Genomic DNA, 25,373 nt, shown 5'->3' on the forward strand with positions numbered 1-25,373 from the left:
ATCATAAGAAATATTTGGGTGTTAGGCCCTTTTTCAACCCGTAATTTGGGTTTTTGGCTTTCAGGCCGTATTTTGCCGCGGAGCGGCACTGCATTTGCTTCCAGGGTGGAAACAGGGATATTCAGGAGAAAACGTGACAAAGATCCGCCAGTTATGTTTAGTCAGTTTAATGCTGACAAGCGGGATTGCCAGCGCGGCGAAGGTCCGTTTGCAGGTTGAGGGGTTATCCGGGGCGCTGGAAAAAAACGTGCGTGCGCAGCTTTCCACCATCCAGAGCGATGAAGTCACGCCGGATCGGCGTTTTCGCGCGCGCGTGGATGACGCCATTCGCGAAGGCTTAAAGGCGTTGGGGTACTACGAACCCACCATTGATTTCGATTTACGGCCGCCGCCGGCTAAAGGACGTCAGGTATTGATTGCCCGCGTCTCGCCGGGAGAACCCGTCCTGATTGGCGGCACGAACGTGGTGCTGCGCGGCGGTGCACGCACGGATCGTGACTACCTGGATCTGCTCAGCAACCGCCCGAAAGTGGGCACCGTGCTTAATCACGGGGATTACGATCGCTTTAAAAAATCCTTAACCAGCGTTTCGCTGCGCAAAGGCTACTTTGACAGCCAGTTCAACAAAAGCCAGCTGGGCGTTGCGCTTGAACGACGTCAGGCATTCTGGGATATCGATTACGACAGCGGCGAGCGCTATCGGTTTGGCGATGTAACCTTTGAAGGATCGCAAATCCGTGATGAGTATCTGCAAAACCTGGTGCCGTTTAAAAAGGGTGACTACTACCAGTCCAGCGACCTGGGCGAGCTGAACCGTCGTTTATCTACCACCGGCTGGTTTAACTCCGTGGTGGTGGCACCGCAATTTGATAAATCCCGTAAAACGAAAGTGTTACCGCTGCATGGCGTGGTCTCACCGCGCACCGAGAACACCATTGAGACTGGTGTCGGCTACTCCACGGACGTCGGCCCGCGCGTGAAAGCCTCGTGGAAAAAACCGTGGATGAACTCCTACGGTCACAGCCTGACCACCAGCCTCAGCCTGTCTGCGCCTGAACAGCAGCTGGACTTCAGCTATAAAATGCCGCTGCTGAAAAATCCGCTTGAGCAATACTACCTCGTGCAGGGCGGCTTTAAGCGTACCGATTTGAACGATACCGAACAGGATTCGACGACGCTTGCGGTATCACGCTTCTGGGATCTCTCCAGCGGCTGGCAGCGCGCCATTAACCTGCGCTGGAGCCTTGACCACTTTACTCAGGCAAACGTCACCAACACCACCATGCTGCTTTATCCGGGCGTGATGATCAGCCGTACCCGCTCGCGCGGTGGCCTGATGCCGACCTGGGGCGATTCTCAGCGCTACTCCATCGATTATTCCAACTCCGCCTGGGGCTCAGACGTGGATTTCTCCGTCGTGCAGGCGCAAAACGTCTGGATCCGTACCCTCTACGACAAGCACCGCTTTGTGGTTCGCGGCAACCTGGGCTGGATCGAAACCGGTGACTTCGAACGCGTTCCGCCAGATCTGCGTTTCTTCGCCGGGGGCGACCGCAGCATTCGCGGATATAAGTACAAATCGATCTCACCTGAAAACGAGAAAGGCCAATTGACCGGGGCCTCTAAACTGGCGACCGGCTCGCTGGAGTATCAGTACAACGTCAGCGGCAAATGGTGGGGCGCCATGTTTGTCGACAGCGGCGAGGCCGTGAACGACATCCGCCGCAGCGATTTCAAAACCGGCGCGGGTGTGGGCGTGCGCTGGCAGTCACCGGTCGGGCCGATCAAGCTCGATTTCGCCGTTCCGGTGGGCGACAAAGAAGAACACGGTTTACAGTTTTACATCGGTCTGGGGCCTGAATTATGAGTTTATGGAAGAAGATAAGCCTCGGGGTGCTGATTTTTATCGTATTACTGCTCGGTACGGTGGCATTTCTGGTGGGTACCACCACGGGCCTGCATCTGCTGTTTAACGCCGCGAACCGCTGGGTGCCAGGGCTGGAAATCGGCCAGGTGACGGGCGGCTGGCGCGATCTGCGCCTGAAGAATATCCGTTATGAACAGCCCGGCGTGGCGGTGAACGCGGGCGAGTTTCATCTGGCGGTCAAGCTCGGCTGCCTGCGGGATAGCCAGCTGTGCGTAAACGATCTGTCGCTAAAAGATGTGAATGTGGCGATAGACTCCAAAAAAATGCCGAAGTCTGAGCCTGTCGAGGAAGAGGACAGCGGCCCGCTGAATCTCTCCACGCCGTACCCGATTGCGCTCTACCGGGTCGCGCTGGATAACGTCAATATCAAAATCGACGACACGACGGTATCCGTGATGGATTTCACCTCCGGTCTGCGCTGGCAGGAGAAAAACCTCACCCTGACCCCAACCTCCCTGCAAGGGCTGCTGATTGCGCTGCCGAAGGTGGCCGACGTGGCGCAGGAAGAGATCGTCGAGCCGAAGATCCAGAACCCGCAGCCGGAAGAAAAACCGCTGGGTGAAACGCTGAAAGATCTCTTCTCGAAACCGGTTCTGCCGGAGATGACCGACGTGCATCTGCCGCTGAACCTCAATATCGAAGAGTTTAAAGGCGAGCAGTTGCGTCTGACCGGCGATACCGATCTGACGGTCTTCAACATGCTGCTTAAAGTCAGCAGTATCGACGGCAACATGAAGCTCGACGCGCTGGATATCGATACCGACCAGGGGTCGGTAAACGCCTCAGGCAATGCGTTGCTGCGCGATAACTGGCCGGTAGATATTACCCTTAACAGCGCCCTGAACATCGATCCGCTGAAAGGCGAGAAGGTGAAGGTGAAAGTCGGCGGCGCGCTGCGCGAGAAGCTGGAGTTCGGCGTGAACCTCTCCGGCCCTGTGGATATGGTACTGCGCGGGCAAACCCAGCTGGCAGAGGCCGGTCTACCGCTCAACCTTGAGATTGTCAGCAAGCAGCTTTACTGGCCGTTCACCGGTGAAAAGCAGTTCCAGGCAGACGATCTAAAGCTGAAGCTGAGTGGCAAAATGACCGACTACACGCTGTCGTTCCGTACGGCAGTGAAGGGGCAGGGAGTACCGCCCGCCGATATTACTCTGGATGCGAAGGGTAACGAGTTGCAGGTTAACCTCGACAAGCTGACCGTGGCGGCGCTGGAAGGGAAAACCGAGCTGATCGCGCTGCTCGACTGGCAGCAGGCGATCAGCTGGCGCGGCGAGCTGAAGCTGACCGGGATCAACACCGCTAAAGAAGTCCCGGACTGGCCGTCAAAACTGAATGGTCTGATCAAAACCCGCGGTAGCCTGTACGGCGGCACCTGGCAGATGGACGTGCCGGAACTCAAGCTCACCGGTAATGTGAAGCAGAACAAAGTCAACGTAGAGGGCTCGCTTAAGGGCAACAGCTATCTCCAGTGGGTGATCCCGGGCCTGCACGTGGCGCTGGGCCGCAACACGGCAGATATCAAAGGCGAGCTGGGGGTGAAAGATCTCGATCTGGATGCCACCATCGACGCGCCAAATCTCGATAACGCCCTGCCGGGTCTTGGCGGGACGGCGAAGGGGTTAGTGAAGGTTCGCGGTACAGTGGAGGCGCCGCAGCTGCTGGCGGACATCACCGCCAATAACCTGCGCTGGCAGGAACTTTCCATTGCCCGCGTGCGCGTCGAAGGGGACGTGAAATCCACCGATCAGATCGGCGGAAACCTGGACCTGCGCGTGGAGCGTATCTCCCAGCCGGACGTGAACATCAGTCTGGTCACGCTGGCGGCAAAAGGTAACGAAAAGCAGCACGATCTCCAGCTGCGCGTGCAGGGCGAGCCGGTCTCCGGGCAGCTGCACCTGACGGGCAGTTTTGACCGCCAGGCAACGCGCTGGAAGGGCGTGCTGGATAACACCCGCTTCAGCACGCCGGTCGGCCCGCTGGTGCTGTCCCGATCCATCGCGCTGGACTACCGCAATGCGGAGCAAAAGATCAGCATTGGGCCACACTGCTGGACCAACCCGAATGCTGAGCTGTGCGTGCCGCAGACCATTGATGCGGGCGCGGAAGGACGCGCGCAGATCAACCTCAACCGTTTTGACCTGGCGATGCTGAAACCGTTTATGCCGGAAACCACCCAGGCCAGCGGGGTCTTCAGCGGTAAAGCGGACGTCGCGTGGGACACCACCAAAGAGGGACTGCCGCAGGGCAGCGTTACCCTCTCCGGGCGTAACGTGAAGGTGACGCAGGAGGTCAATGACGCGCCGCTGCCGGTGGCGTTCGACACCCTGAATGTGAACGCTGACCTGCGTAACAATCGTGCGGAACTGGGATGGCTTATTCGTCTGACCAACAACGGTCAGCTTGACGGACAGGTGCAAATTACCGATCCGCAAGGGCGGCGCAATCTCGGCGGCAACGTCAATATTCGCAACTTCAACCTGGCGATGGTGAATCCGATTTTCTCGCGGGGAGAAAAGGCGGCGGGGATGCTCAGCGCCAACCTGCGTCTGGCGGGGGATGCGCAAAGCCCGCAGCTGTTTGGCCAGATGCGGTTAAACGGCGTGGACATTGACGGTAACTTTATGCCGTTCGATATGCAGCCAAGCCAGCTGACGATGAACTTTAACGGCCAAAGCTCAACCCTCAGTGGCTCAGTGCTGACACAGCAGGGACAAATCAACCTGACTGGTGACGCAGACTGGAGCCAGCTCGACAACTGGCGCGCCCGTATTGCGGCCAAGGGCAGCAGGGTGCGTATCACGGTACCGCCGATGGTGCGCCTGGACGTGTCGCCAGACGTGGTCTTTGAGGCAACGCCGAGTCTCTTCACCCTGGACGGCCGCGTCGACGTGCCCTGGGCGCGCATCGTGGTTCACGAAGTGCCGGAAAGCGCGGTTGGCGTCTCCAGTGATGAAGTTATGCTCAATGAAAATCTGAAACCTGTTGAACAGAAGAGCGCTGGCATACCGATCAATAGTAATCTTATTGTGCACGTGGGGAATAACGTGCGTTTGGACGCGTTTGGGCTGAAGGCGAGACTCACGGGTGACCTGAAGGTGGCGCAGGATCAACAGGGGCTTGGCCTCAATGGACAAATCAATATTCCTGAAGGGCGCTTCCATGCCTACGGTCAGGATTTGATTGTGCGTAAAGGTGAGCTGCTGTTCTCCGGCCCACCGGATCAGCCGGTACTCAATATCGAAGCGATCCGTAACCCGGAAGCCACCGAAGATGATGTGATTGCGGGCGTGCGCGTGACGGGCTCCGCCGATGAACCTAAGGCAGAGATCTTCTCTGACCCGGCCATGTCGCAGCAGGAAGCGCTCTCCTACCTGCTGCGCGGCCAGGGTCTGGATAGCCAACAGGGCGATGGTGCGGCAATGACATCGATGTTAGTCGGTCTGGGGGTTGCACAAAGTGGTCAGGTTGTGGGTAAAATCGGCGAGACGTTTGGCGTAAGCAATCTGGCGCTGGACACTCAGGGCGTGGGTGACTCTTCGCAGGTAGTGGTCAGCGGCTATGTACTGCCGGGTCTACAGGTAAAATATGGCGTGGGGATCTTTGACTCACTGGCTACACTCACGTTACGTTATCGCCTGATGCCTAAGCTATATCTGGAAGCAGTGTCCGGCGTAGACCAGGCACTTGATCTGCTCTATCAGTTTGAGTTTTAGCAATGCGAATATTTGTTTATGGCAGTTTACGAACCAAGCAAGGCAACAGCCACTGGATGACCAACGCCCAGTTGCTGGGAAATTACACAATCGAAAACTACCAGTTGTACAGTCTGGGCCACTATCCAGGCGCGGTTCCGGGGAACGGAACGGTACAGGGTGAGGTTTATCGTATTGATAATGCTACGCTGGCCGAACTTGATGCCTTGCGCACCAGGGGCGGTGAATACGCTCGCCAGTTGATCCAGACGCCTTACGGCAGTGCATGGATGTATGTGTACCAACGTTCGGTCAACGGGTTAACGCTGATTGAAAGCGGTAACTGGTTAGACAGAGACCAGTTCTGAAAAACGACAGCGCCACCGTAAGGTGGCGTTATCGTTTTGCGCCTCTTGCTGATTGTAGGCCCGTGCAAGCGTAGCGCCGCCGGGCGCATCGAAAGGCACAAAAAAGCCCCGACGCGCGGGGCTTAGTATCAGCAGTAAGAATTACTTCTTAGCAGCACGCTCGAAAGAGGCGATGATTTCTGCTTTCGCCGCTTCTGCGTTATCCCAGCCTTCAACTTTAACCCATTTGCCTTTTTCGAGATCTTTGTAGTGCTCGAAGAAGTGGGCGATCTGCGCTTTCAGCAGCTCTGGCAGGTCGTTCACATCTTTAATGTGATCGTACTCTTTGCTCAGCTTGGTGTGCGGTACGGCAACCAGTTTCGCATCTTCACCCGCTTCGTCAGTCATTTTCAGCACGCCAACAGGGCGGCAGCGAATGACGGAGCCTGGCTGCAATGGGTATGGCGTTGGGACCAGTACGTCAACCGGATCACCGTCCAGAGACAGAGTGTGGTTGATGTAGCCGTAGTTGCACGGATAGAACATGGCGGTAGACATGAAACGGTCAACGAACAGCGCACCGGTGTCTTTGTCGATTTCGTATTTGATTGGATCTGCGTTGGCCGGGATTTCGATCACAACGTAGATGTCTTCTGGCAGTTCTTTACCCGCAGGGACGTTGAGTAAGCTCATGTCGGTGTCCTTTAAAATGGATGGTAAACAAGTGGCAGGTATTATAGCCAACTGGCGCTGAAAGTCTTCGCCTGTTTTCGTCTTATCTCCCTCGCGCTTTCACTTTTCAGACCGTTTCCATGACAGGATAATCCATAAACTCAGCCGCATTTTAAATGTGGAAATGAAAGCGATTACAAACTTGTGATTAACGTTTTATTCACTTTTCTGAAGTGTGATGTAACGCAATCCGTAACATATTCCATTGGCTATAGTTCATCCGCAGAACATCTTTTAACCAACAATAACCTACCCTACGAGGACGTTCATATGTGGAAGCGCTTACTTCTTGTTACAGCAGTTTCGGCAGCCATGTCGTCTATGGCGATGGCCGCACCGTTAACCGTTGGATTTTCGCAGGTCGGATCTGAATCCGGCTGGCGCGCCGCTGAAACGAACGTGGCGAAAAGTGAGGCCGAAAAGCGCGGTATTACCCTGAAAATCGCCGATGGTCAGCAAAAGCAAGAGAATCAGATTAAAGCGGTGCGCTCTTTTATAGCTCAGGGCGTGGATGCCATCTTTATCGCCCCGGTTGTTGCCACGGGCTGGGAACCGGTGCTGAAGGAAGCTAAAGAGGCTGAAATTCCTGTGTTCCTGCTCGACCGTTCCATCGACGTAAAAGACAAATCTCTCTATATGACCACCGTCACCGCCGATAACGTGCTGGAAGGCAAACTGATTGGTGACTGGCTGGTGAAGCAGGTGGATGGCAAGCCGTGTAACGTGGTTGAGTTGCAGGGCACCGTCGGGGCGAGCGTGGCTATCGACCGTAAGAAAGGTTTCGCGGAGGCCATCGGCAAAGCACCAAACATCAAGATCATCCGTTCTCAGTCCGGCGACTTCACCCGCAGCAAAGGTAAAGAGGTCATGGAAAGCTTCATCAAGGCAGAAAATAACGGCAAAAATATCTGCATGGTTTACGCCCACAACGACGACATGGTGATCGGCGCCATCCAGGCCATCAAAGAAGCGGGCCTGAAGCCGGGCAAAGATATTCTCACCGGCTCGATCGACGGCGTACCGGACATCTACAAAGCGATGATTGACGGCGAAGCGAACGCCAGCGTGGAGCTGACGCCGAACATGGCGGGCCCGGCATTCGATGCGCTGGAGAAATTCAAGAAAGACGGCACCCAGCCTGAGAAGTTGACCATCACCAAATCCACGCTCTACCTGCCGGACACGGCGAAAGAAGAGTTAGAGAAGAAGAAAAATATGGGCTACTGATCAGTGACATTGCCGGGTGGCGCTGCGCTTACCCGGCCTACGATACGCTCATTTGTAGGCCGGATAAGCGTAGCGTCATCCGGCTTAATGCAGGGGGAAACCATGACCACCGAACAACACCAGGAAATCCTCCGCACAGAGGGCCTGAGTAAATTTTTCCCTGGCGTTAAGGCGCTGAATAACGTTGATTTCAGCCTGCGGCGTGGGGAGATCATGGCGTTGCTCGGCGAAAACGGGGCGGGGAAGTCGACGCTGATTAAAACCCTGACCGGGGTCTATCACGCCGATCGCGGCGCTATCTGGCTGGAAGGTAATGCTATTTCGCCCAAAAACACCGCGCATGCGCAGCAACTGGGGATCGGCACGGTCTACCAGGAAGTGAACCTGCTGCCAAACATGTCGGTAGCGGATAACCTGTTTATTGGCCGCGAGCCCAGACGTTTTGGCCTGCTGCGCCGTAAAGAGATGGAAGCGCGCGCCGCGAAGCTGATGGAATCGTATGGCTTCTCTCTCGACGTGCGCGAACCGCTGAACCGTTTTTCCGTGGCGATGCAGCAGATCGTGGCGATCTGTCGCGCTATCGATCTCTCGGCGAAAGTGCTGATCCTCGATGAACCCACCGCCAGCCTCGATACCCAGGAAGTGGAGATGCTTTTTACCCTGATGCGCCAGCTGCGCGATCAGGGCGTGAGCCTGATCTTTGTTACGCACTTCCTCGATCAGGTTTACGAGGTAAGCGACCGTATTACGGTGCTGCGCAACGGCGGCTTTGTCGGCTGCCGGGAAACCCGCGAGCTGCCGCAGATTGAGCTGGTCAAAATGATGCTGGGCCGCGAGCTGGAGACCAACGCACTCCAGCGTGCGGGCCGCACGCTGCTGAGCGAAAAACCGATCGCCGCGTTTCACGATTACGGCAAAAAAGGGACCATCGCGCCGTTTAACCTCGAGGTACGCCCCGGTGAAATTGTGGGTCTGGCAGGGCTGTTAGGCTCCGGGCGCACCGAAACCGCCGAAGTGATCTTCGGGATCAAACCTGCCGACAGCGGAACGGCGCTGATCAAAGGCAAACCGCAAACGCTACGTTCACCGCATCAGGCGTCGTGCCTCGGCGTGGGCTTCTGCCCGGAGGACAGAAAAACGGACGGGATTATTGCCGCCGCCTCGGTGCGGGAAAACATCATTCTGGCGCTACAGGCCCAGCGCGGCTGGCTGCGTCCGATCCCTAAGCGCGAGCAGAACGCCATTGCCGAGCGCTTCATCCGCCAGCTCGGTATCCGTACCCCGAGCGCGGAACAGCCCATCGAGTTCCTTTCGGGCGGTAATCAGCAGAAGGTGTTGCTCTCGCGCTGGCTGCTGACCAAACCGCAGTTCCTGATCCTCGACGAGCCCACGCGCGGTATCGACGTGGGCGCGCATGCCGAAATCATCCGGCTTATCGAAACGCTGTGCGCCGACGGTCTGGCGCTGCTGGTGATCTCGTCTGAGCTGGAGGAGCTGGTTGGCTATGCCGATCGCGTCATCATCATGCGCGATCGCAGGCAGGTGGCAGAGATCCCGCTGGATAAACTGTCGGTTCCGGCGATCATGAATGCCATCGCGGCGTAAGGAGTCATATGTGATGTCCCGTTCTCTTTCGCAAACTGGCGAAGCGAAGCGCCGCTTCAGCTGGCCGACCGGCACGCCGCAAATCGTGGCGCTGCTGCTGGTGCTGCTGGTGGATAGCCTGGTGGCTCCGCATTTCTTCCAGATCGTCGTGCAGGATGGCCGCCTGTTTGGTAGCCCGATCGACATCTTAAACCGTGCCGCGCCCGTGGCGCTGCTGGCGATTGGCATGACGCTGGTGATTGCCACCGGCGGGATTGACCTCTCCGTCGGTGCGGTAATGGCGATTGCGGGCGCCACCGCCGCCTCGATGACCGTTGCCGGGCACAGCCTGCCGGTGGTTCTGCTGGCCGCGCTGGGCTCCGGTGTATTAGCCGGGCTGTGGAACGGCATTCTGGTCGCGGTGCTCAAGATCCAGCCGTTTGTCGCGACGTTGATTTTGATGGTGGCCGGGCGCGGTGTGGCGCAGCTTATCACCTCCGGTCAAATCGTCACCTTTACCTCCCCGAATCTTGCGTGGATTGGCAGCGGTAATTTTCTGTTCTTCCCGACCCCGGTGATCGTCGCGCTGGTGACGCTGGTGGTGTTCTGGCTTTTCACCCGCAAAACGGCGCTCGGGATGTTCATCGAAGCGGTGGGGATTAACATTCGGGCCGCGAAAAACGCCGGGGTAAATACACGGCTGATGGTGATGCTGACCTACGTGCTGAGCGGCGTCTGTGCTGCGATTGCCGGGGTGATTGTGGCGGCCGACATTCGCGGGGCGGATGCCAACAACGCCGGACTCTGGCTGGAGCTTGATGCGATCCTCGCGGTGGTTATCGGCGGTGGGTCGCTGATGGGCGGACGTTTTAATCTGCTGCTCTCGGTGGTGGGGGCGTTAATTATTCAGGGTATGAATACCGGTATTTTGCTCTCCGGGTTCCAGCCGGAGCTTAATCAGGTCGTCAAAGCGGTCGTGGTGCTTATCGTACTTATCGTGCAGTCGCCGCGCTTTATCACTCTCATTAAGGGGTTCCGCGGTCATGATAAAACGTAATTTGCCGTTAATGATCACGCTGGGCGTGTTCGTGCTGGGATACCTTTACTGCCTGACCCAGTTCCCGGGCTTCGCCTCCACGCGGGTGATTTGCAACATCCTGACCGACAACGCCTTTTTAGGCATTATCGCCGTCGGCATGACGTTTGTGATCCTCTCCGGCGGGATCGATCTCTCCGTTGGGTCGGTGATCGCCTTTACCGGCGTTTTCCTTGCCAAGGCGATTGGCTTTTGGGGTATTTCGCCGCTGCTGGCGTTTCCGCTGGTGCTGGTCATGGGCTGCGCGTTCGGCGCCTTTATGGGGCTTTTGATCGACGCGCTGAAAATACCGGCGTTTATCATCACCCTCGCCGGGATGTTCTTCCTGCGCGGCGTGAGCTATCTGGTGTCGGAGGAGTCAATTCCGATTAACCATCCGATCTACGACACGCTCTCCAGCCTGGCGTGGAAAATTCCCGGCGGAGGGCGCCTGAGCGCAATGGGGCTGCTGATGCTGGGCGTGGTGGTTATCGGGATCTTCCTCGCTCACCGTACCCGGTTTGGTAACCAGGTTTATGCCATTGGCGGCAGCGCCACGTCCGCGAACCTGATGGGGATTTCCACGCGCAGCACCACCATCCGCATCTATATGCTTTCGACCGGCCTTGCCACCCTCGCGGGGATTGTGTTTTCGGTATACACCCAGGCAGGCTATGCCCTGGCGGGGGTGGGCGTTGAGCTTGACGCCATTGCCTCGGTGGTGATTGGCGGTACGCTGCTCAGCGGCGGGGTAGGGACGGTGCTCGGTACGCTGTTTGGCGTGGCGATCCAGGGGCTGATTCAGACCTACATCAACTTCGACGGCACGCTCAGCTCCTGGTGGACCAAAATCGCCATCGGTATTCTGCTGTTTATTTTTATCGCGCTCCAGCGCGGCCTGACGGTGCTGTGGGAGAACCGCCAGAGCTCGCCTGTTACCCGTGTGAATACATCTTTAACAGGGCGATAACATGCTGAAATTGCTTAAACTCTAAACATTTTCCGGTAGCGGTCGATACTCTTTTTTTATGCCCAGAAATATCTCGCTACCGGAAATAACATCATGCTTAAAACGCTATCGATTCGTACCGGCTTGCTCTCTTTACTGGCCGTTATGACCCTTCTGCTGCTGATTGTCAGCGGCATTGGCATTTATGCCCTTACGCAAAGTTCCGCTTCTCTCCAGCGCATCAATCATCTTCAGGGTGAACAGATGGTGCAGCTAAATGCCGGCTATACGCTGATCCTGCGCGCGCGTAACGAAGCGGGTCAGGCCGTCCGCATGATGGAGGTCGGCCTGCTGGACGATGCGGCCAGGGCGGTCAAAACCATTAACCAGGAAGTGGCGCTGGCACAGAAAACGCTGAAGGGCGTGATCGGCGGCGGCGTGGCGGATGAGCAGGGACAAAAGCTGCTGGATAACGTCGCCTCGAGCCTGGCGGTGTACAACCAGCAGGGTATCAGCCCGATGCTGAAAGCCCTGAACGAGCAAAGCGCGGACGGCTATTACGATCTGCTGGAAAGCAAGCTGGTCCCGGTGGCGAAGCAGTTTGATAACGATATGCAGGCGTTCCAGACGTGGAGCGAGGCGCGCGGCAAAGCGGAGGTGAGCACCGTGCAGGCGAGTAAAACCCGTGTGCTGATCCTGATTATCGTCGCGGCGCTGCTGACGGCAGGCATTATCGTGCTGGCCTGGCTGGTGCTGCGCCATATGCTGCTCAAGCCGCTTTCCGCCTCAATTGCCCAGCTGGAGCACGTAGCGGCCGGGGATTTAACCCACACCCTGAACGCGCCGGCGAGCCAGGAATTTAATCGCCTCAACGCGGTCATCGAAGAGATGCGCCAGTCGCTGATGAACTCCGTTCTGCGGGTGCGTGACGCCAGCTCGCAGATTGATACCGGCAGCCGCGAGCTGACGGCAGGGAACCTGAACCTGGCCCAGCGCACGGAATCCACCGCCACCTCGCTGGAACAGACGGCCGCCAGCATGGAAGAGATCACCGCCACGGTGAAACTTAACGCCGATAACGCCGGGCAGGCGCACCAGCTGGCGCAGTCGGTCTCCGATACCGCCGATCATGGCAGCGAAATGGTTTGCTACGTCATTGAGAAGATGCGCGACATCGCCGGCAGCTCGGCGCGCATCGCCGATATCCTGAGCGTCATCGACGGCATTGCCTTCCAGACCAATATTCTGGCGCTGAACGCCTCCGTGGAAGCGGCGCGCGCGGGCGAGCAGGGACGGGGTTTTGCGGTCGTGGCGGGTGAGGTGCGCAATCTCGCCAGCCGCAGTGCCGATGCGGCGAAAGAGATCCGCTCGCTTATCAGCGATTCGCAAACCCACGTGAACGAGGGCAGCGAGCTGGCGCAACAGGCCGGTGAGACGATGGACGAGATCGCCACTGAAGTGCTGCGTATGACCAAACTGATGCGAGAAATTGCGACGGCGTCTCAGGAGCAGAGCCGCGGTATTGAGCAGGTTAACATTGCCGTCAATCAGATGGATGAAACGGCGCAACAAAATGCGGCGCTGGTTCAGCAGTCCTCTGCGGCAACGCGTTCCCTGGAGGAACAATCGCGCGAGCTGATGGAGGCGATGGCATCCTTCAAACTGACGGCGCAAACGGCATGATAAAAATAGGGGAGCCTGTCGGGCTCCCCTATTTACGCGTTACGCGTCCGGGAATTCGCGGATCATGCGTTCAACGTCTTCCACCATGTGGTCGTTGCCGACAAAGAACGAACGGCGCTGGTGCAGGCTTTCCGGCACGATATCCAGAATACGCTCTTTACCGTCACTCGCTTTGCCGCCTGCCTGTTCGGCCAGGAATGCCATCGGGTTGCACTCGTACAGCAGACGCAGTTTTCCGTCCGGGTGGCTGGCGGTGCTTGGGTAGAGGTAAATACCACCCTTCAGCAGGTTACGGTGGAAATCCGCCACCAGCGAGCCGATATAGCGCGAGGTGTACGGGCGCTGGGTGGCTTTATCCTCTTCCTGGCAGAATTTGATGTACTTCTTCACGCCATTCGGGAATCGGATGTAGTTGCCTTCGTTGATGGAGTAGGTATTGCCCTTCTCCGGGAAGCGCATGCGCTCCTGGCTCAGACAGAAAACGCCCAGCGACGGATCGTAGGTAAAGGCGTGCACGCCGCAGCCGGTGGTGTACACCAGCATGGTGGATGAGCCATACACCACGTAACCGGCAGCAACCTGCTTGCTGCCCGGCTGCAGGAAGTCTTCTTCCGTCACCGGTGTGCCAACCGGGGTGACGCGACGGTAGATGGAGAAAATGGTACCGACAGAAACGTTAACGTCGATGTTGGAGGAGCCGTCCAGCGGATCCATCAGAACAACGTATTTTGCGTGTTCACACCCTTCGAATACGACGATCTCATCTTCTTCTTCAGAGGCGATACCCGCAACGATGTCGCGCGCGCGCAGTGCTGCTTTCAGTTTTTCATTGGCGAACAGGTCGAGTTTCTGCTGAACCTCACCCTGAACGTTCTCGGCACCGCTGGCACCCAGGATATCGACCAGACCGGCCTTGTTGATATCGCGGTGGATGATCTTAGCGCCCAGCTTTATTGCCGACAGCAAAGCAGTGAGCTCACCCGTAGCATGAGAGAACTCGTGCTGCTTTTCGACAATAAATTCACCTAACGTTTTCATAACACTTTCCCTGCATCTTATGTTGAGTAAAGCGGTTGATGTCCAACAATCTTAACAAACATTCAAATATTAGCGCAGAGGTGAATCGCGCCAGCAAAATACGGATTTACCTGAAATGCGTTTCACAGCCGCTGACATGTGAGTAAAATGTGCGCCACATTGAAGAAGGATAGTGACGTATGCGCATTCATATATTGGGGATTTGTGGCACTTTCATGGGCGGACTGGCAATGCTGGCGCGCTCGCTGGGCCATGAAGTGACAGGTTCGGACGCCAATGTGTATCCGCCGATGAGCACGCTGCTGGAGAAGCAGGGGATTTCTCTGATTCAGGGATATGACGCCAGCCAGCTCGAGCCGCAGCCGGATCTGGTGATCGTTGGTAACGCCATGACCCGTGGGAATCCATGCGTTGAAGCGGTGCTGGAACGTAATATCCCGTACATGTCTGGCCCGCAGTGGCTGCATGACTTTGTCCTGCGCGACCGCTGGGTTGTCGCCGTTGCCGGGACGCACGGCAAAACCACCACCGCCGGTATGGCGACCTGGATCCTCGAAGCCTGCGGCTACAAGCCGGGGTTCGTGATCGGCGGCGTGCCGGGGAATTTCGACGTCTCCGCGCGTCTGGGCGACAGCCCGTTCTTTGTGATTGAAGCGGATGAATACGACTGCGCGTTCTTCGACAAGCGCTCCAAGTTCGTGCATTACTGCCCACGCACGCTGATCCTCAACAACCTTGAGTTCGATCACGCGGATATCTTTGACGACCTGAAAGCGATTCAGAAACAGTTCCACCATCTGGTGCGCATTGTTCCGGGTCAGGGCCGCATTATCCTGCCGGAGAACGACATCAACCTGAAGCAGACTATGGCGATGGGGTGCTGGAGCGAGCAGGAGCTGGTTGGCGAGCAGGGGCACTGGCAGGCGAAAAAGCTCAACGCGGATGCTTCCGAATGGGAAGTGCTGCTCGACGGCGAAAAAGTGGGCGAAGTGAAGTGGGGCCTGGTGGGCGAGCACAATATGCACAACGGCCTGATGGCGATCGCCGCGGCGCGTCACGTGGGCGTACTGCCTGCGGATGCCGCCAATGCGCTGGGTTCGTTCATTAACGCCCGCCGCCGTCTGGAGCTGCGTGGTGAAGCGAATGGCGTGACGGTGTACGACGATTTCGCGCACCACCCAACCGCCATTCTGGCGACGCTTGCCGCATTGCGTGGCAAAGTTGGCGGCACCGCGCGCATTCTGGCCGTGCTGGAACCGCGTTCGAACACCATGAAAATGGGGATATGCAAAGACGATCTCGCGCCGTCCTTAGGGCGTGCCGACGAGGTCTTCCTCCTGCAACCGCAGCATATTCCGTGGCAGGTGGCCGAAGTGGCCGACGCCTGCATTCAGCCAGCGCACTGGAGTGCGGACGTGGATGTCTTAGCGGATATGGTGGTGAAAGCCGCACAGCCTGGCGATCACATTCTGGTGATGAGCAACGGCGGGTTTGGTGGGATCCATCAGAAGCTGCTGGACGGTCTGGCGAAGAAAGCCGCGGCCGCAGAGTAAAAAAAGGCCCGGTGGCGTTAGCGCTTCCCGGGCCTACATTATCTCTTCTCCCTCTCCCCTTTGGAGAGAGGGCTGGGGTGAGGGGTTTACTCTTCGTTCTCAGACAGCTCGCGCAGATACTGGAAAATCAGACGCGCAGACTTCGGCGGCTTATTCCCTTCTTTCTCTTTCTTCGCGTTACGGATCAAAGAACGCAGCTGCTGGCGGTCGGCATTCGGCCACAGGTTCAGCACTTCAGGTACCGCGTCATCACCTTGCTCGATCAGACGGTCGCGGATCTGCTCCAGCTTATGGAACAGCGCAACCTGCTGGTTGTGGCGGTTCTTAAGTTTATCCAGCGCCTGACGGATCGGCTCAACATCGCGCTGACGCAGCAGTTTCCCGATAAGCTGAAGCTGGCGGCGACGCCCTTCTTTCTTGATTTTCTGTGCCAGTTCAATGGCATCGCGCAGATCCTGGTCGAGCGGGATCTTATCCAGCGCGTTCTTACCCAGTTCTACCATTTCTGCGCCAAGCTGTTTTAACTCTTCGGCGTCACGTTTAATTTCACTTTTACTGACCCAGATGATCTCATCATCTTCGTCTTCGATGTCATCACCGGGAACGTCGTCGAGCCAGTCTTCGGGCTGCTTAGTCATGTCAGGCTCCTTAAAAAAAGAGGCTAATGTTACCAGTTAAGACGCGCACTGAAAAACGGTTCTCTGTTAGACTTCACTTAACTCTCTCTTACAGTATGGCATTTGCGATGAAAGTAACCTCACAAGTTGAAGCGCAGCGTAAGATCCTGGAAGAAGCCGTCTCCACCGCGCTGATGCTCGCTTCAGGTAAATCAGATGGCGCCGAAGTGGCGGTCAGCAAAACCACCGGCATTAGCGTGAGCACCCGCTATGGCGAAGTGGAGAATGTAGAATTTAACAGCGATGGCGCGCTGGGGATCACGGTGTATCACCAGAATCGCAAAGGCAGCGCGTCGTCTACCGATCTCAGCCCGGATGCTATCGCCCGTACAGTGCAGGCGGCGCTGGATATCGCGCGGTACACCTCCCCGGATCCTTACGCTGGCGTGGCTGATAAAGAGCTGCTGGCGTTTGACGCGCCGGATCTCGATCTGTTCCATCCGGCGGAAGTGACCCCGGATGAAGCCATTGAGCTGGCCTCGCGCGCCGAGCAGGCGTCTTTGCAGGCTGACAAACGCATCACCAATACCGAAGGCGGCAGCTTTAACAGCCACTACGGCATCAAAGTGTTTGGTAACTCCCATGGCATGTTGCAGGGGTACTGCTCAACCCGCCACTCGCTTTCCAGCTGCGTGATCGCCGAAGAGAACGGCGATATGGAGCGTGATTACGCGTATACCATTGGCCGCGCGCTGGGGGATTTGCAGTCTCCGGAGTGGGTGGGAAAAGAGTGCGCCGAACGTACGCTGTCACGCCTCTCGCCGCGTAAACTCTCCACCATGAAAGCCCCGGTCATTTTTGCCAACGAAGTGGCAACCGGTCTGTTTGGTCATCTGGTGGGGGCGATTGCGGGTGGTTCGGTGTACCGTAAATCGACCTTCCTGCTCGACTCGCTGGGCAAGCAGATCCTGCCGGAATGGCTGACCATCGAAGAGCACCCGCACCTGCTGAAAGGGCTGGCCTCCACGCCGTTCGACAGCGAAGGCGTGCGCACGGAGCGCCGGGATATCGTTAAAGACGGCATTCTGACCCAGTGGCTGCTGACCAACTACTCCGCGCGTAAGCTGGGGCTGAAAAGCACCGGGCACGCGGGCGGCATTCATAACTGGCGCATTGCCGGACAGGGCCTGAATTTTGAACAGATGCTGAAAGAGATGGGCACCGGTCTGGTGGTCACCGAGCTGATGGGACAGGGCGTGAGCGGTATCACCGGCGACTACTCTCGCGGCGCAGCGGGCTTCTGGGTCGAAAACGGTGAAATTCAGTATCCGGTGAGCGAAATCACCATCGCCGGCAACCTCAAGGACATGTGGCGCAATATTGTTACGGTCGGTAACGATATTGAAACACGCAGCAATATTCAGTGTGGTTCTGTATTACTGCCGGAGATGAAAATCGCCGGGCAATAATCCCCGTAAAAGCGTGATTTATAATAAAAAAGGAAGTGAGCAATGCGTAAACACCTGTTAGCGATCGTCGCGGCTTCAACGCTGGTTCTTGGCTCATCTGCGTTTGCTGCCGATCTTGAAGACAACATGGACATCCTCAGTCAAAACCTGAAGGTGGTGCAGAAAACCGACGATGCGGCGGAGATGAAAGACGCACTGACCAAAATGCGTGAAGCGGCGCTGGATGCGCAAAAAGCGACGCCGCCGAAGCTGGAAAGCAAAGCGGCGGACAGCGCCGAGATGAAAGACTACCGCCACGGTTTTGACGTGCTGGTCGGCCAGATCGACGGCGCGCTGAAGCTGGCGAACGAAGGCAAAGTGAAGGAAGCCCAGGCGGCAGCCGACCAGTTTGCGGCGACCCGCAACGCGTATCACAAAAAGTATCGTTGATAGTCTGGATGAGCGGGGCGCGTTAAGCATCCCCGCTCACACTCTTCTCCCTCCCCATAAGAAAACCTTATCCACATCACATTTCTACAAGCCTGCTCGTAATCTTTTCCACTCCGCTTACCTGTTTAGTGCCGCGTAATAGCGTGATATTCATCACGTAAATCCAGCGATTAATCCAGATTCACCGCATTTATGTGGCACAGATCACTGCCGCGGCTCGCCTTTCCACTTCGAAGTGGAAAACAACTCGCTACAAACAACGCCCCCTCGACGTTAGTTTTATTCCAGAGCCATTAACGGGGTAAGACGAGTGATTAACGGAGCGGTAATGAACGACGTTGGGGAACAGGCGGTGCAAACAGAACAGCTCGCGAACACCATGCTTCAGCAGGTCTACGCCCTGCTGGCCCGGCACAACATCATCCCCAACGCGGTACAGGAGCAGATGCTGACCTCCCACGTTCGCGCAATGGCGCACCGGTCCGTGACCGGCGAGCCGCTGCCGGAGGTTGAAGCAGAGCTGTTCGACGAAATTTCACCAGATTCAATGCAACTTGCCCGTGAAGTGGTAGCGCAGTTTGGCAATCTTCCTGATGAAGAAGCCTGGCTGCTCTCCGTTCACTTCGAAGTCGCGAAAGACAACCTTTAAGGAGCTACACATGGAACAGATTACAGTCGTGATTGGCGATCGCCTGGGTAAAGGTCAGAAAGTGGCTGCGGGTGTGGAAAAAGCCGGCGGACGCGCGGTTGTCGTACCGGGCATGGCAGCGGATATGAAGCTCGGTGACGTGATGAAAGCAGAAAACGCCACCTTCGGGATCTCGTTCTGCGGCAGCGGCGGCGCGGGTGCCATCACCGCCCAAACCAAATACGGCTACAAGGCCAAATACGGCATGCGCTCCGTGGATGAGGGGGTGACCGCTATCAACGAAGGCTGCAACGTGCTGGGCTTTGGCTTTATGGATAAAGAAGAGCTGGGCGAGCGTCTGGTACAGGCGTGGCAGAAGAAATACGGCGCGTAAGCATGAAAGAACAGTTCACGACCACGGTGAGAGTGAAGGGGAAGGGCGACGCCAAAGCGCGCGCCTTTGCCGACGCCCTCAACCACGTACAGGCCGCGGTGATGAAAGCCTCACCGCATATCTTACTGCGTATTGAGCCACAGGATGTGCAGGTTGTTCAGGCGCAAGAAGCGGTGCGAAAAGAAGCGTTTTTGTTCTTCTTTCTGCGTCGGGAAAGACGCACCTACAGCGTGGAGCTGGATGTGACCGTCAACGTGACCGCCATCAATCTCGACCAGGTGGATTTCGTCACGCAACGCTGATTATTCATAAAAGGGCAGACTGATGTTCTTAATTATATTAATAAAATCGCTCATCATTGGCGGCCTGGTTGGCGTCGGTGTTGGAGCCGGGGCTGCACGCATGTTTCATGCGCCTACCACTCAGGGTATGGGCGCGTTTCGTACATTGGGGGAACTGAACTCCTGTGAAGGGGATCCGGCGTCCCACTTCTCCTTTGGGTTAGGTTTCTTCTTTAACGCCTGGGCCTCTTCCGTGGCCGCAGGTGCCTTCACACAGGACGTTGACCACCGCATCATCCCGAACTGGGGTGCTGCTGCACTGATGATCAAAAACCGTAACGTCGGTGAAACGCTGCATGACCCGCGCAAAATGGCGATTGCCTGCGGCATTATCGGCATGATTGTCGTGACCTTCCTTAACCTGACCGCCTCCTCCGTTCCGGCTGCGCTTCAGGTCACCGCCGTGAAGGTGCTGGTGCCTGCCGCGAACCTGCTGGTCAACACCGTGATGCCAGTGATCTTCTGGCTGGCAGCCATCGACGCGGGTAAAAAATCGGGCTTCTGGGCCACCATTTTTGGCGGCGCAGCGCAGCTGATCATGGGTAACGCCGTGCCGGGCCTGGTGCTGGGGATCCTGATCGGTAAAGGCGTGGAAGAGAGCGGCTGGAACCACGTCACCAAAGTGATGATGGCGGCGATCGTCCTGCTGTTTGTGCTGAGCGGCTTCTTCCGCGGCTTCGACATGAAGATGATCGAATCCTTCCATCTGACCGTGCCGAACTGGCTCGATATGATCCACAACTCGCTCAGCGGTAAATAACAGGAGCCTCTAAATGGAACAGAATAAAGGTTTTTGGTATGCCGACTGGTCGTTCCCGATCTTCGTTGGCCTGCTCTCCTCCGGCGTCTTCGCCGGGACGCACATGTACTACCTCTACGGCATCGGCGCGTTTAACGAAGTGGCCTTCGTGGCGATGCTGAAAGCGGGAATCGATACCGGCGTTTACGGCGCGGTGGCGGCGTTCGGCGCAAGCTTCCTGTTCGCCCGTATCATCGAAGGGTCGCTGGTCGGGATTCTCGACATCGGCGGGGCGATCCAGACCGGCGTGGGCCTCGGCGTACCGGCGCTGCTGCTGGGCGCGGGGATCATGTTCCCGGTGACCAACTTTATTGCCTCGCTGATTACCGGCCTGGTGATTGGTCTGGCGATTGGCTACGTCATCATCCTGGCGCGTAAGTTCACCATCAACCAGAGTAACTCCACCTACGGTGCAGACGTGATGATGGGCGCGGGTAACGCCTCCGGCCGCTTCCTCGGGCCGTTGATTATCCTCAGCGCCATGACCGCCTCCATTCCAATCGGCGTCGGTTCCCTGGTGGGCGCGCTGCTGTTCTACATCTGGCAGAAGCCGATTACCGGTGGCGCCATCCTCGGCGCAATGATTTTGGGCTGGCTGTTCCCGGTCGCCCTTTAATACCTGCGGGCGCTTCGGTGCCCGTCTTATCAGGAGAACCCCATGTTTGATCTACTCCTGCGCCGTGCGCGCCTCGCCGACGATACCCTGACCGATATCGCCATTCAGGACGGGAAGATCGCCGCGACAGGCCAAATTGACGCTCCCGCTCGTAAAACGGTTGAGCTTAACGGTGACGTGTTCGTCAGCGCGGGCTGGATTGACTCCCACGTCCACTGCTACCCGAACTCCCCGATCTACCACGACGAGCCGGACAGCGTGGGCATTGCCACCGGCGTCACCACCGTGGTGGACGCGGGCAGTACCGGGGCCGACGACGTGGATGATTTTTACGCCATCACCCGCAAAGCATCCACCGAGGTGTTTGCCCTGCTGAACATCTCCCGCGTGGGGCTGATTGCCCAGAACGAGCTGGCCAATATGGCCAATATTGATGCTGATGCGGTGAAGCAGGCGGTGACGCGCTACCCGGATTTTATCGTCGGCCTGAAGGCGCGCATGAGCAGCAGCGTGGTCGGTGAAAACGGTATTACCCCGCTGGAGCGCGCGAAAGCCATTCAGAAAGAGAACGGCAACCTGCCGCTGATGGTGCACATCGGCAACAACCCGCCGAACCTTGATGAGATTGCCGAGCTGTTAAGCTCCGGCGACATCATTACCCACTGCTACAACGGCAAGCCCAACCGCATTCTGACGCCCTCCGGCGAGCTGCGCGCCTCCATTACGTCTGCGCTGAAGCGCGGCGTGCGTCTGGACGTCGGCCACGGCACGGCGAGCTTCAGCTTTGAGGTGGCGAAACGCGCCATCGCGATGGGCATTCTGCCGCACACCATCAGCTCGGATATCTACTGCCGCAACCGCATCAACGGCCCGGTCGGCTCGCTGGCCAGCGTGATGTCGAAATTCCTCGCCATCGGCATGTCATTGCCGCAGGTGATTGACTGCGTCACCGCCAACGCCGCAGACGGCCTGCGCCTGACGCGCAAAGGCCGCATTCAGCCTGGTCTCGACGCTGATCTGACGCTGTTCACCCTCAAACGCCAGCCGACGGTGCTGACGGATGCTGAAAACGACAGCCTGCAGGCTGAACACATTCTGGTGCCGCTTGCCGCGATCCGCGCGGGCAAGGGCTACATGACCGAACAAGGGAGCACGGAACATGCCTTCGATTTATGAGAAGTACAACTTAAAGCAGGTTATCAACACCTCTGGCCGCATGACGGCGCTGGGTGTCTCCACGCCGCGCCCGGAAGTGGTGCAGGCGGCGATGGACGGCATGAATCACTATTTCGAGATAAAGGATCTGGTCAATAAAACCGGCGAATACATCGCGAAGTTGCTGGAGGTGGAAGGCGCAACGGTGGTCTCCTGCGCGTCGGCGGGCATTGCCCAGTCCGTGGCGGCGGTACTGGTGAAAGACAGCGACTGGCTGCTGGAAAACCTGCACGTCACACCGATTGAGAACAACGAGATCGTCCTGCCGAAAGGCCACAACGTTAACTTTGGCGCGCCGGTAGGCACCATGGTAGCGCTGGGCGGCGGCAGGCTGGTGGAAGCGGGCTACGCCAACGAATGCTCTGCCGATCAGCTGGCGGCAGCGATCACCCCGCGTACAGCGGCTATCCTCTACATTAAATCGCACCACTGCGTACAGAAAAGCATGCTTAGCGTTGAGCAGGCGGCGGTCGTGGCGCGTAAACACGATCTGCCGCTGATCGTTGACGCCGCGGCGGAAGAAGATCTGCATACCTATTACCGATCCGGCGCCGATCTGGTGATCTACAGCGGCGCGAAGGCGATTGAAGGGCCAACCAGCGGCCTGGTGATCGGCAAAACCCAGTACGTTGAGTGGGTGAAGCGCCAGACGGCGGGCATTGGCCGCGCGATGAAGGTGGGCAAAGAGGGCATTCTTGGCCTGACCTGCGCCATCGAACACTACCTGACGGCCACCAAAGAGAGCGGGGCCGAGATGGTGGCGAAGATGACGCCGTTTATTGACGCGCTCAACACCCTGAACGGCGTCACCGCCCGCGTGGTCTGGGACAGCGCGGGTCGCGATATCGCGCGCACCGAGATTAAGTTTGACGAAGCGACCACCGGCGTCGGCACCGGTGACCTGGTGAACGCGCTCAAGCAGGGCGAATACGCCATTTACTTCCGTGGCTATAAAGCTAACGAAGGGATTATCGAAGCGGATGTGCGCAGCGTGAATGCTGACCAGCTAAACATCGTGTACCGCCGCATTAGCGAAGTATTAGGACAGGAGAAAAAAGCATGAAACTGACCCCCAACTTTTACCGTGACCGCGTCTGCCTGAACGTGCTGGCAGGATCGAAAGCCAACGCCAGCGCCATTTACGAGGCGGCGGAAGGTCATGTGCTGGTGGGCGTGCTCTCCAAAAATTACCCCGACGTGGCGAGCGCCGTCGCGGATATGCGTGAGTATGCGGCCCTGATTGATAACGCGCTCTCCGTGGGGCTGGGCGCAGGCGATCCGAACCAGTCGGCGATGGTGAGTGAAATCTCCCGCCAGGTACAGCCGCAGCACGTTAATCAGGTCTTTACCGGCGTGGCCGCCAGCCGCGCGCTGCTGGGGCAGAATGAGTCGGTGGTCAATGGCCTGGTCTCCCCGACCGGCACCGTCGGCATGGTTAAAATTTCCACCGGCCCGCTGAGCAGCAACGCGCCGGACGGCATTGTGCCGGTTGAAACCGCTATCGCCCTGCTGAAGGATTTCGGCGGAAGCTCAATCAAGTACTTCCCGATGGGCGGCCTCAAGTGCCGTGACGAGTATAAAGCGGTGGCGGAAGCCTGCGCCCGTCACGACTTCTGGCTGGAGCCGACCGGGGGAATCGATCTGGAGAACTTTGAGGAGATCCTGCAGATCGCCCTGGACGCGGGCGTGAGCAAAATCATCCCGCATATCTACAGCTCGATTATCGACAAAGCCAGCGGCGACACGCGTCCGGAAGATGTGCGTACGCTGCTGGCGATGACGAAGAAGCTGGTGAAGTAGAACCTGCCCCTCACCCCAGCCCTCTCCCCAAAGGGGAGAGGGTGTAATCGTCCCCTCTCCCCTTTGGGGAGAGGGTTAGGGTGAGGGGAAACACACCGCACACACTCGAAGGAGCCACCATGCACACCCGTACCATGCTTGTCGCTTCACTCTCAATGCTCGCCACCGCCGCTGTCGCCCAGACGCAATACGCCTGGGTGGGCACCTATAATCCCAACGGCGAAGGGCTGTACCGTTTTACCGTCGACCCGCAAACCGGCGCGCTCGATAACAAAACGCTGGTGAGCCAACTCCCGAACGCTGCGCAGCTTACCGTCTCGCACGACGGCAAAACGCTCTACCTGGCAAGCGAGGTGGAGCAGGGCGTGGTGCAGGCGTTGCGAATAGGCGATAACGGCGCGCTGAGCGAGCTGAATCAGGTGGCCTCCGGCGGCGCGGGGCCGGTGTATCTTTCCCTGACGCCGAACGGCAAACATTTGCTGGTGGCGAACTACGTCAGCGGATCGATCGCGGTGCTGCCCGTTAACGCAGACGGCAGCCTGGGCGATGCTACGGACACCCATCAGGACAAAGGCGAACCGGGCGCGGCGAAGCCGGAAGCTGCCGTCGAGGGCAGTTTCGCCATCAGCGATCATAACGGCCCTCACGCGCACATGATCGCCGCCGATCCGAGCGGGAAATACGTTTTTTCCACCGATCTGGGGCTGGATCGCATCTATCAGTACCGTTTTGACGATCGAACCGGAAAGCTGACCCCGAACGATCCGCCGTTTATCAGCGCCTCCTCAAAAGGGGCCGGGCCGCGCCATTTCGTCTTTACGCCGAAGGGGGATGCCCTGTGGCTGATTAACGAAGAAGCCTCTACGCTCACCCATTATGCGCTGGACAGCAACGGCAGGCTGAAAGAGGGTAAAACGGTTTCAGCCTTGCCGGACGGTTATAAAGGCACCAGTTTTGCTGCCGGGCTGGCGCTAAGCGCCGACGGGAAACAGCTGTATGTCGCTAACCGTTTGCATAACAGCATCGGGCACTTTACCGTAACGGCGGAGGGCACGCTGACGCATCAGGACGATGTCTGGACGCGAGGCGACTATCCGCGCACCCTGACGCTTGATAAGCAGGGGCGCTGGCTGTACGTCATGAACCAGCGCAGCGACAACATTACCCGTTTCCGCGTGGCGCCGGACGGCAAGCTGAGCGCCGAGCCAGACTATACCCCGGTCGGCAGCCCATCCCAGATGGTCATTTCACCCTGAGC

General features: G+C 57.8%; 23 protein-coding genes. 20 read left to right on the plus strand and 3 right to left on the minus strand.

The features are described from left to right. Nucleotides 1–133 precede the first annotated feature (133 nt). From tamA to HWQ15_RS10825, 3 genes are read left to right on the plus strand one after another with little or no spacing between them, the layout of a single operon-like run. Nucleotides 134–1,867, plus strand: coding sequence for an autotransporter assembly complex protein TamA (tamA, locus tag HWQ15_RS10815; protein ID WP_063148813.1), 1,734 nt, complete (start codon nt 134–136; stop codon nt 1,865–1,867). Continuing rightward, complete coding sequence (gene tamB / locus HWQ15_RS10820; protein WP_063148814.1) at nt 1,864–5,640, plus strand: autotransporter assembly complex protein TamB; 3,777 nt, start codon at nt 1,864–1,866, stop codon at nt 5,638–5,640. The genes tamA and tamB overlap by 4 nt, the downstream gene beginning before the upstream one ends. Before the next feature lie 2 nt (nt 5,641–5,642). Beyond that, on the plus strand, nt 5,643–5,987 hold the full coding sequence (locus HWQ15_RS10825) for a gamma-glutamylcyclotransferase (protein ID WP_022646852.1): 345 nt from the start codon (nt 5,643–5,645) through the stop codon (nt 5,985–5,987). 141 nt (nt 5,988–6,128) lie between these two features. Here the strand turns inward: HWQ15_RS10825 and ppa are convergent, their stop codons facing one another. Then, nucleotides 6,129–6,659, minus strand: coding sequence for an inorganic diphosphatase (gene ppa, locus HWQ15_RS10830; RefSeq protein WP_006810347.1), 531 nt, complete (start codon nt 6,657–6,659; stop codon nt 6,129–6,131). Nucleotides 6,660–6,968: 309 nt separating this feature from the next. Here ppa and ytfQ point away from each other — a divergent pair, with 309 nt between their 5' ends. From ytfQ to HWQ15_RS10855, 5 genes are all read left to right on the plus strand, one after another. Next, on the plus strand, nt 6,969–7,925 hold the full coding sequence (gene ytfQ, locus HWQ15_RS10835) for a galactofuranose ABC transporter substrate-binding protein YtfQ (protein ID WP_046621030.1): 957 nt from the start codon (nt 6,969–6,971) through the stop codon (nt 7,923–7,925). Between the two features lie 102 nt (nt 7,926–8,027). Beyond that, nucleotides 8,028–9,530 (plus strand): galactofuranose ABC transporter, ATP-binding protein YtfR, encoded by a 1,503-nt coding sequence (ytfR, locus tag HWQ15_RS10840; RefSeq protein WP_063148815.1) that lies wholly within the window; start codon nt 8,028–8,030, stop codon nt 9,528–9,530. A gap of 10 nt (nt 9,531–9,540) precedes the next feature. Beyond that, the gene (gene ytfT / locus HWQ15_RS10845) at nt 9,541–10,566 is read left to right on the plus strand and encodes a galactofuranose ABC transporter, ATP-binding protein YtfT (RefSeq protein WP_161496795.1); all 1,026 of its coding nucleotides are present in this window, start codon (nt 9,541–9,543) and stop codon (nt 10,564–10,566) included. Beyond that, nucleotides 10,553–11,554, plus strand: coding sequence for a galactofuranose ABC transporter, permease protein YjfF (gene yjfF, locus HWQ15_RS10850; RefSeq protein WP_022646856.1), 1,002 nt, complete (start codon nt 10,553–10,555; stop codon nt 11,552–11,554). The genes ytfT and yjfF overlap by 14 nt, the downstream gene beginning before the upstream one ends. 93 nt (nt 11,555–11,647) lie before the next feature. After that, a complete protein-coding gene (locus tag HWQ15_RS10855) occupies nt 11,648–13,216 on the plus strand; it encodes a methyl-accepting chemotaxis protein (RefSeq protein ID WP_063148816.1) in 1,569 nt (522 codons plus the stop codon). A 39-nt stretch (nt 13,217–13,255) separates the two neighbouring features. Here HWQ15_RS10855 and fbp read toward each other — a convergent pair whose 3' ends face one another. Continuing rightward, nucleotides 13,256–14,254 carry a class 1 fructose-bisphosphatase gene (fbp, locus tag HWQ15_RS10860; RefSeq protein ID WP_022646858.1) on the minus strand — a complete coding sequence of 333 codons (999 nt, stop codon included), beginning with the start codon at nt 14,252–14,254 and terminating at the stop codon, nt 13,256–13,258. A gap of 179 nt (nt 14,255–14,433) precedes the next feature. On the opposite strand from fbp, the gene mpl reads away from it, so the two are divergent. After that, the gene (gene mpl / locus HWQ15_RS10865) at nt 14,434–15,807 is read left to right on the plus strand and encodes a UDP-N-acetylmuramate:L-alanyl-gamma-D-glutamyl-meso-diaminopimelate ligase (protein ID WP_022646859.1); all 1,374 of its coding nucleotides are present in this window, start codon (nt 14,434–14,436) and stop codon (nt 15,805–15,807) included. An 86-nt stretch (nt 15,808–15,893) separates the two neighbouring features. Here the strand turns inward: mpl and yjgA are convergent, their stop codons facing one another. Beyond that, a complete protein-coding gene (gene yjgA, locus HWQ15_RS10870; RefSeq protein ID WP_003856072.1) occupies nt 15,894–16,445 on the minus strand; it encodes a ribosome biogenesis factor YjgA in 552 nt (183 codons plus the stop codon). A 95-nt stretch (nt 16,446–16,540) separates the two neighbouring features. Between yjgA and pmbA the strand changes: the two genes are divergently transcribed. The 11 genes from pmbA to HWQ15_RS10925 all read left to right on the plus strand — a co-directional run bounded on the left by pmbA (nt 16,541) and on the right by HWQ15_RS10925 (nt 25,371). After that, nucleotides 16,541–17,893: a metalloprotease PmbA gene (gene pmbA, locus HWQ15_RS10875; RefSeq protein WP_023299182.1), complete on the plus strand. Its 1,353-nt coding sequence runs from the start codon at nt 16,541–16,543 to the stop codon at nt 17,891–17,893. A gap of 42 nt (nt 17,894–17,935) precedes the next feature. After that, a complete protein-coding gene (cybC, locus tag HWQ15_RS10880; protein WP_022646861.1) occupies nt 17,936–18,322 on the plus strand; it encodes a cytochrome b562 in 387 nt (128 codons plus the stop codon). 310 nt (nt 18,323–18,632) lie between these two features. Continuing rightward, complete coding sequence (locus HWQ15_RS10885) at nt 18,633–18,971, plus strand: PRD domain-containing protein (RefSeq protein ID WP_026080657.1); 339 nt, start codon at nt 18,633–18,635, stop codon at nt 18,969–18,971. A gap of 10 nt (nt 18,972–18,981) precedes the next feature. Then, nucleotides 18,982–19,344 (plus strand): SFCGS family glycine-rich protein, encoded by a 363-nt coding sequence (locus HWQ15_RS10890; RefSeq protein ID WP_006810339.1) that lies wholly within the window; start codon nt 18,982–18,984, stop codon nt 19,342–19,344. 2 nt (nt 19,345–19,346) lie between these two features. Next, nucleotides 19,347–19,646 carry a DUF4312 family protein gene (locus tag HWQ15_RS10895; protein WP_006810338.1) on the plus strand — a complete coding sequence of 100 codons (300 nt, stop codon included), beginning with the start codon at nt 19,347–19,349 and terminating at the stop codon, nt 19,644–19,646. Nucleotides 19,647–19,668: 22 nt separating this feature from the next. Then, a complete protein-coding gene (locus HWQ15_RS10900; protein ID WP_006810337.1) occupies nt 19,669–20,445 on the plus strand; it encodes a DUF4311 domain-containing protein in 777 nt (258 codons plus the stop codon). 13 nt (nt 20,446–20,458) lie between these two features. Continuing rightward, nucleotides 20,459–21,100, plus strand: coding sequence for a DUF4310 family protein (locus tag HWQ15_RS10905; protein ID WP_003856081.1), 642 nt, complete (start codon nt 20,459–20,461; stop codon nt 21,098–21,100). 42 nt (nt 21,101–21,142) lie between these two features. Further along, nucleotides 21,143–22,276, plus strand: coding sequence for an amidohydrolase/deacetylase family metallohydrolase (locus tag HWQ15_RS10910; RefSeq protein ID WP_063148818.1), 1,134 nt, complete (start codon nt 21,143–21,145; stop codon nt 22,274–22,276). After that, a complete protein-coding gene (locus HWQ15_RS10915) occupies nt 22,260–23,378 on the plus strand; it encodes a DgaE family pyridoxal phosphate-dependent ammonia lyase (protein ID WP_063148819.1) in 1,119 nt (372 codons plus the stop codon). The genes HWQ15_RS10910 and HWQ15_RS10915 overlap by 17 nt, the downstream gene beginning before the upstream one ends. Beyond that, complete coding sequence (locus HWQ15_RS10920; RefSeq protein WP_022646864.1) at nt 23,375–24,115, plus strand: KDGP aldolase family protein; 741 nt, start codon at nt 23,375–23,377, stop codon at nt 24,113–24,115. The genes HWQ15_RS10915 and HWQ15_RS10920 overlap by 4 nt, the downstream gene beginning before the upstream one ends. A gap of 119 nt (nt 24,116–24,234) precedes the next feature. After that, nucleotides 24,235–25,371 (plus strand): lactonase family protein, encoded by a 1,137-nt coding sequence (locus HWQ15_RS10925; protein ID WP_063148820.1) that lies wholly within the window; start codon nt 24,235–24,237, stop codon nt 25,369–25,371. Nucleotides 25,372–25,373: the final 2 nt, after the last annotated feature.

It is taken from the genome of Enterobacter sp. DSM 30060, from assembly GCF_013375955.1.
Taxonomy (GTDB): domain Bacteria; phylum Pseudomonadota; class Gammaproteobacteria; order Enterobacterales; family Enterobacteriaceae; genus Enterobacter; species Enterobacter intestinihominis.

Excerpts from the sequence above, each read along its gene's own strand:
- tamB (WP_063148814.1), top strand. The coding sequence starts at position 1,864 with ATGAGTTTATGGAAGAAGATAAGCCTCGGGGTGCTGATTTTTATCGTA.
- HWQ15_RS10825 (WP_022646852.1), top strand. The coding sequence starts at position 5,643 with ATGCGAATATTTGTTTATGGCAGTTTACGAACCAAGCAAGGCAACAGC.
- ppa (WP_006810347.1), bottom strand. The coding sequence starts at position 6,659 with ATGAGCTTACTCAACGTCCCTGCGGGTAAAGAACTGCCAGAAGACATC.
- ytfQ (WP_046621030.1), top strand. The coding sequence starts at position 6,969 with ATGTGGAAGCGCTTACTTCTTGTTACAGCAGTTTCGGCAGCCATGTCG.
- ytfR (WP_063148815.1), top strand. The coding sequence starts at position 8,028 with ATGACCACCGAACAACACCAGGAAATCCTCCGCACAGAGGGCCTGAGT.
- yjfF (WP_022646856.1), top strand. The coding sequence starts at position 10,553 with ATGATAAAACGTAATTTGCCGTTAATGATCACGCTGGGCGTGTTCGTG.
- HWQ15_RS10855 (WP_063148816.1), top strand. The coding sequence starts at position 11,648 with ATGCTTAAAACGCTATCGATTCGTACCGGCTTGCTCTCTTTACTGGCC.
- fbp (WP_022646858.1), bottom strand. The coding sequence starts at position 14,254 with ATGAAAACGTTAGGTGAATTTATTGTCGAAAAGCAGCACGAGTTCTCT.
- mpl (WP_022646859.1), top strand. The coding sequence starts at position 14,434 with ATGCGCATTCATATATTGGGGATTTGTGGCACTTTCATGGGCGGACTG.
- yjgA (WP_003856072.1), bottom strand. The coding sequence starts at position 16,445 with ATGACTAAGCAGCCCGAAGACTGGCTCGACGACGTTCCCGGTGATGAC.
- pmbA (WP_023299182.1), top strand. The coding sequence starts at position 16,541 with ATGGCATTTGCGATGAAAGTAACCTCACAAGTTGAAGCGCAGCGTAAG.
- cybC (WP_022646861.1), top strand. The coding sequence starts at position 17,936 with ATGCGTAAACACCTGTTAGCGATCGTCGCGGCTTCAACGCTGGTTCTT.
- HWQ15_RS10890 (WP_006810339.1), top strand. The coding sequence starts at position 18,982 with ATGGAACAGATTACAGTCGTGATTGGCGATCGCCTGGGTAAAGGTCAG.
- HWQ15_RS10895 (WP_006810338.1), top strand. The coding sequence starts at position 19,347 with ATGAAAGAACAGTTCACGACCACGGTGAGAGTGAAGGGGAAGGGCGAC.
- HWQ15_RS10900 (WP_006810337.1), top strand. The coding sequence starts at position 19,669 with ATGTTCTTAATTATATTAATAAAATCGCTCATCATTGGCGGCCTGGTT.
- HWQ15_RS10905 (WP_003856081.1), top strand. The coding sequence starts at position 20,459 with ATGGAACAGAATAAAGGTTTTTGGTATGCCGACTGGTCGTTCCCGATC.
- HWQ15_RS10910 (WP_063148818.1), top strand. The coding sequence starts at position 21,143 with ATGTTTGATCTACTCCTGCGCCGTGCGCGCCTCGCCGACGATACCCTG.
- HWQ15_RS10915 (WP_063148819.1), top strand. The coding sequence starts at position 22,260 with ATGCCTTCGATTTATGAGAAGTACAACTTAAAGCAGGTTATCAACACC.
- HWQ15_RS10920 (WP_022646864.1), top strand. The coding sequence starts at position 23,375 with ATGAAACTGACCCCCAACTTTTACCGTGACCGCGTCTGCCTGAACGTG.
- HWQ15_RS10925 (WP_063148820.1), top strand. The coding sequence starts at position 24,235 with ATGCACACCCGTACCATGCTTGTCGCTTCACTCTCAATGCTCGCCACC.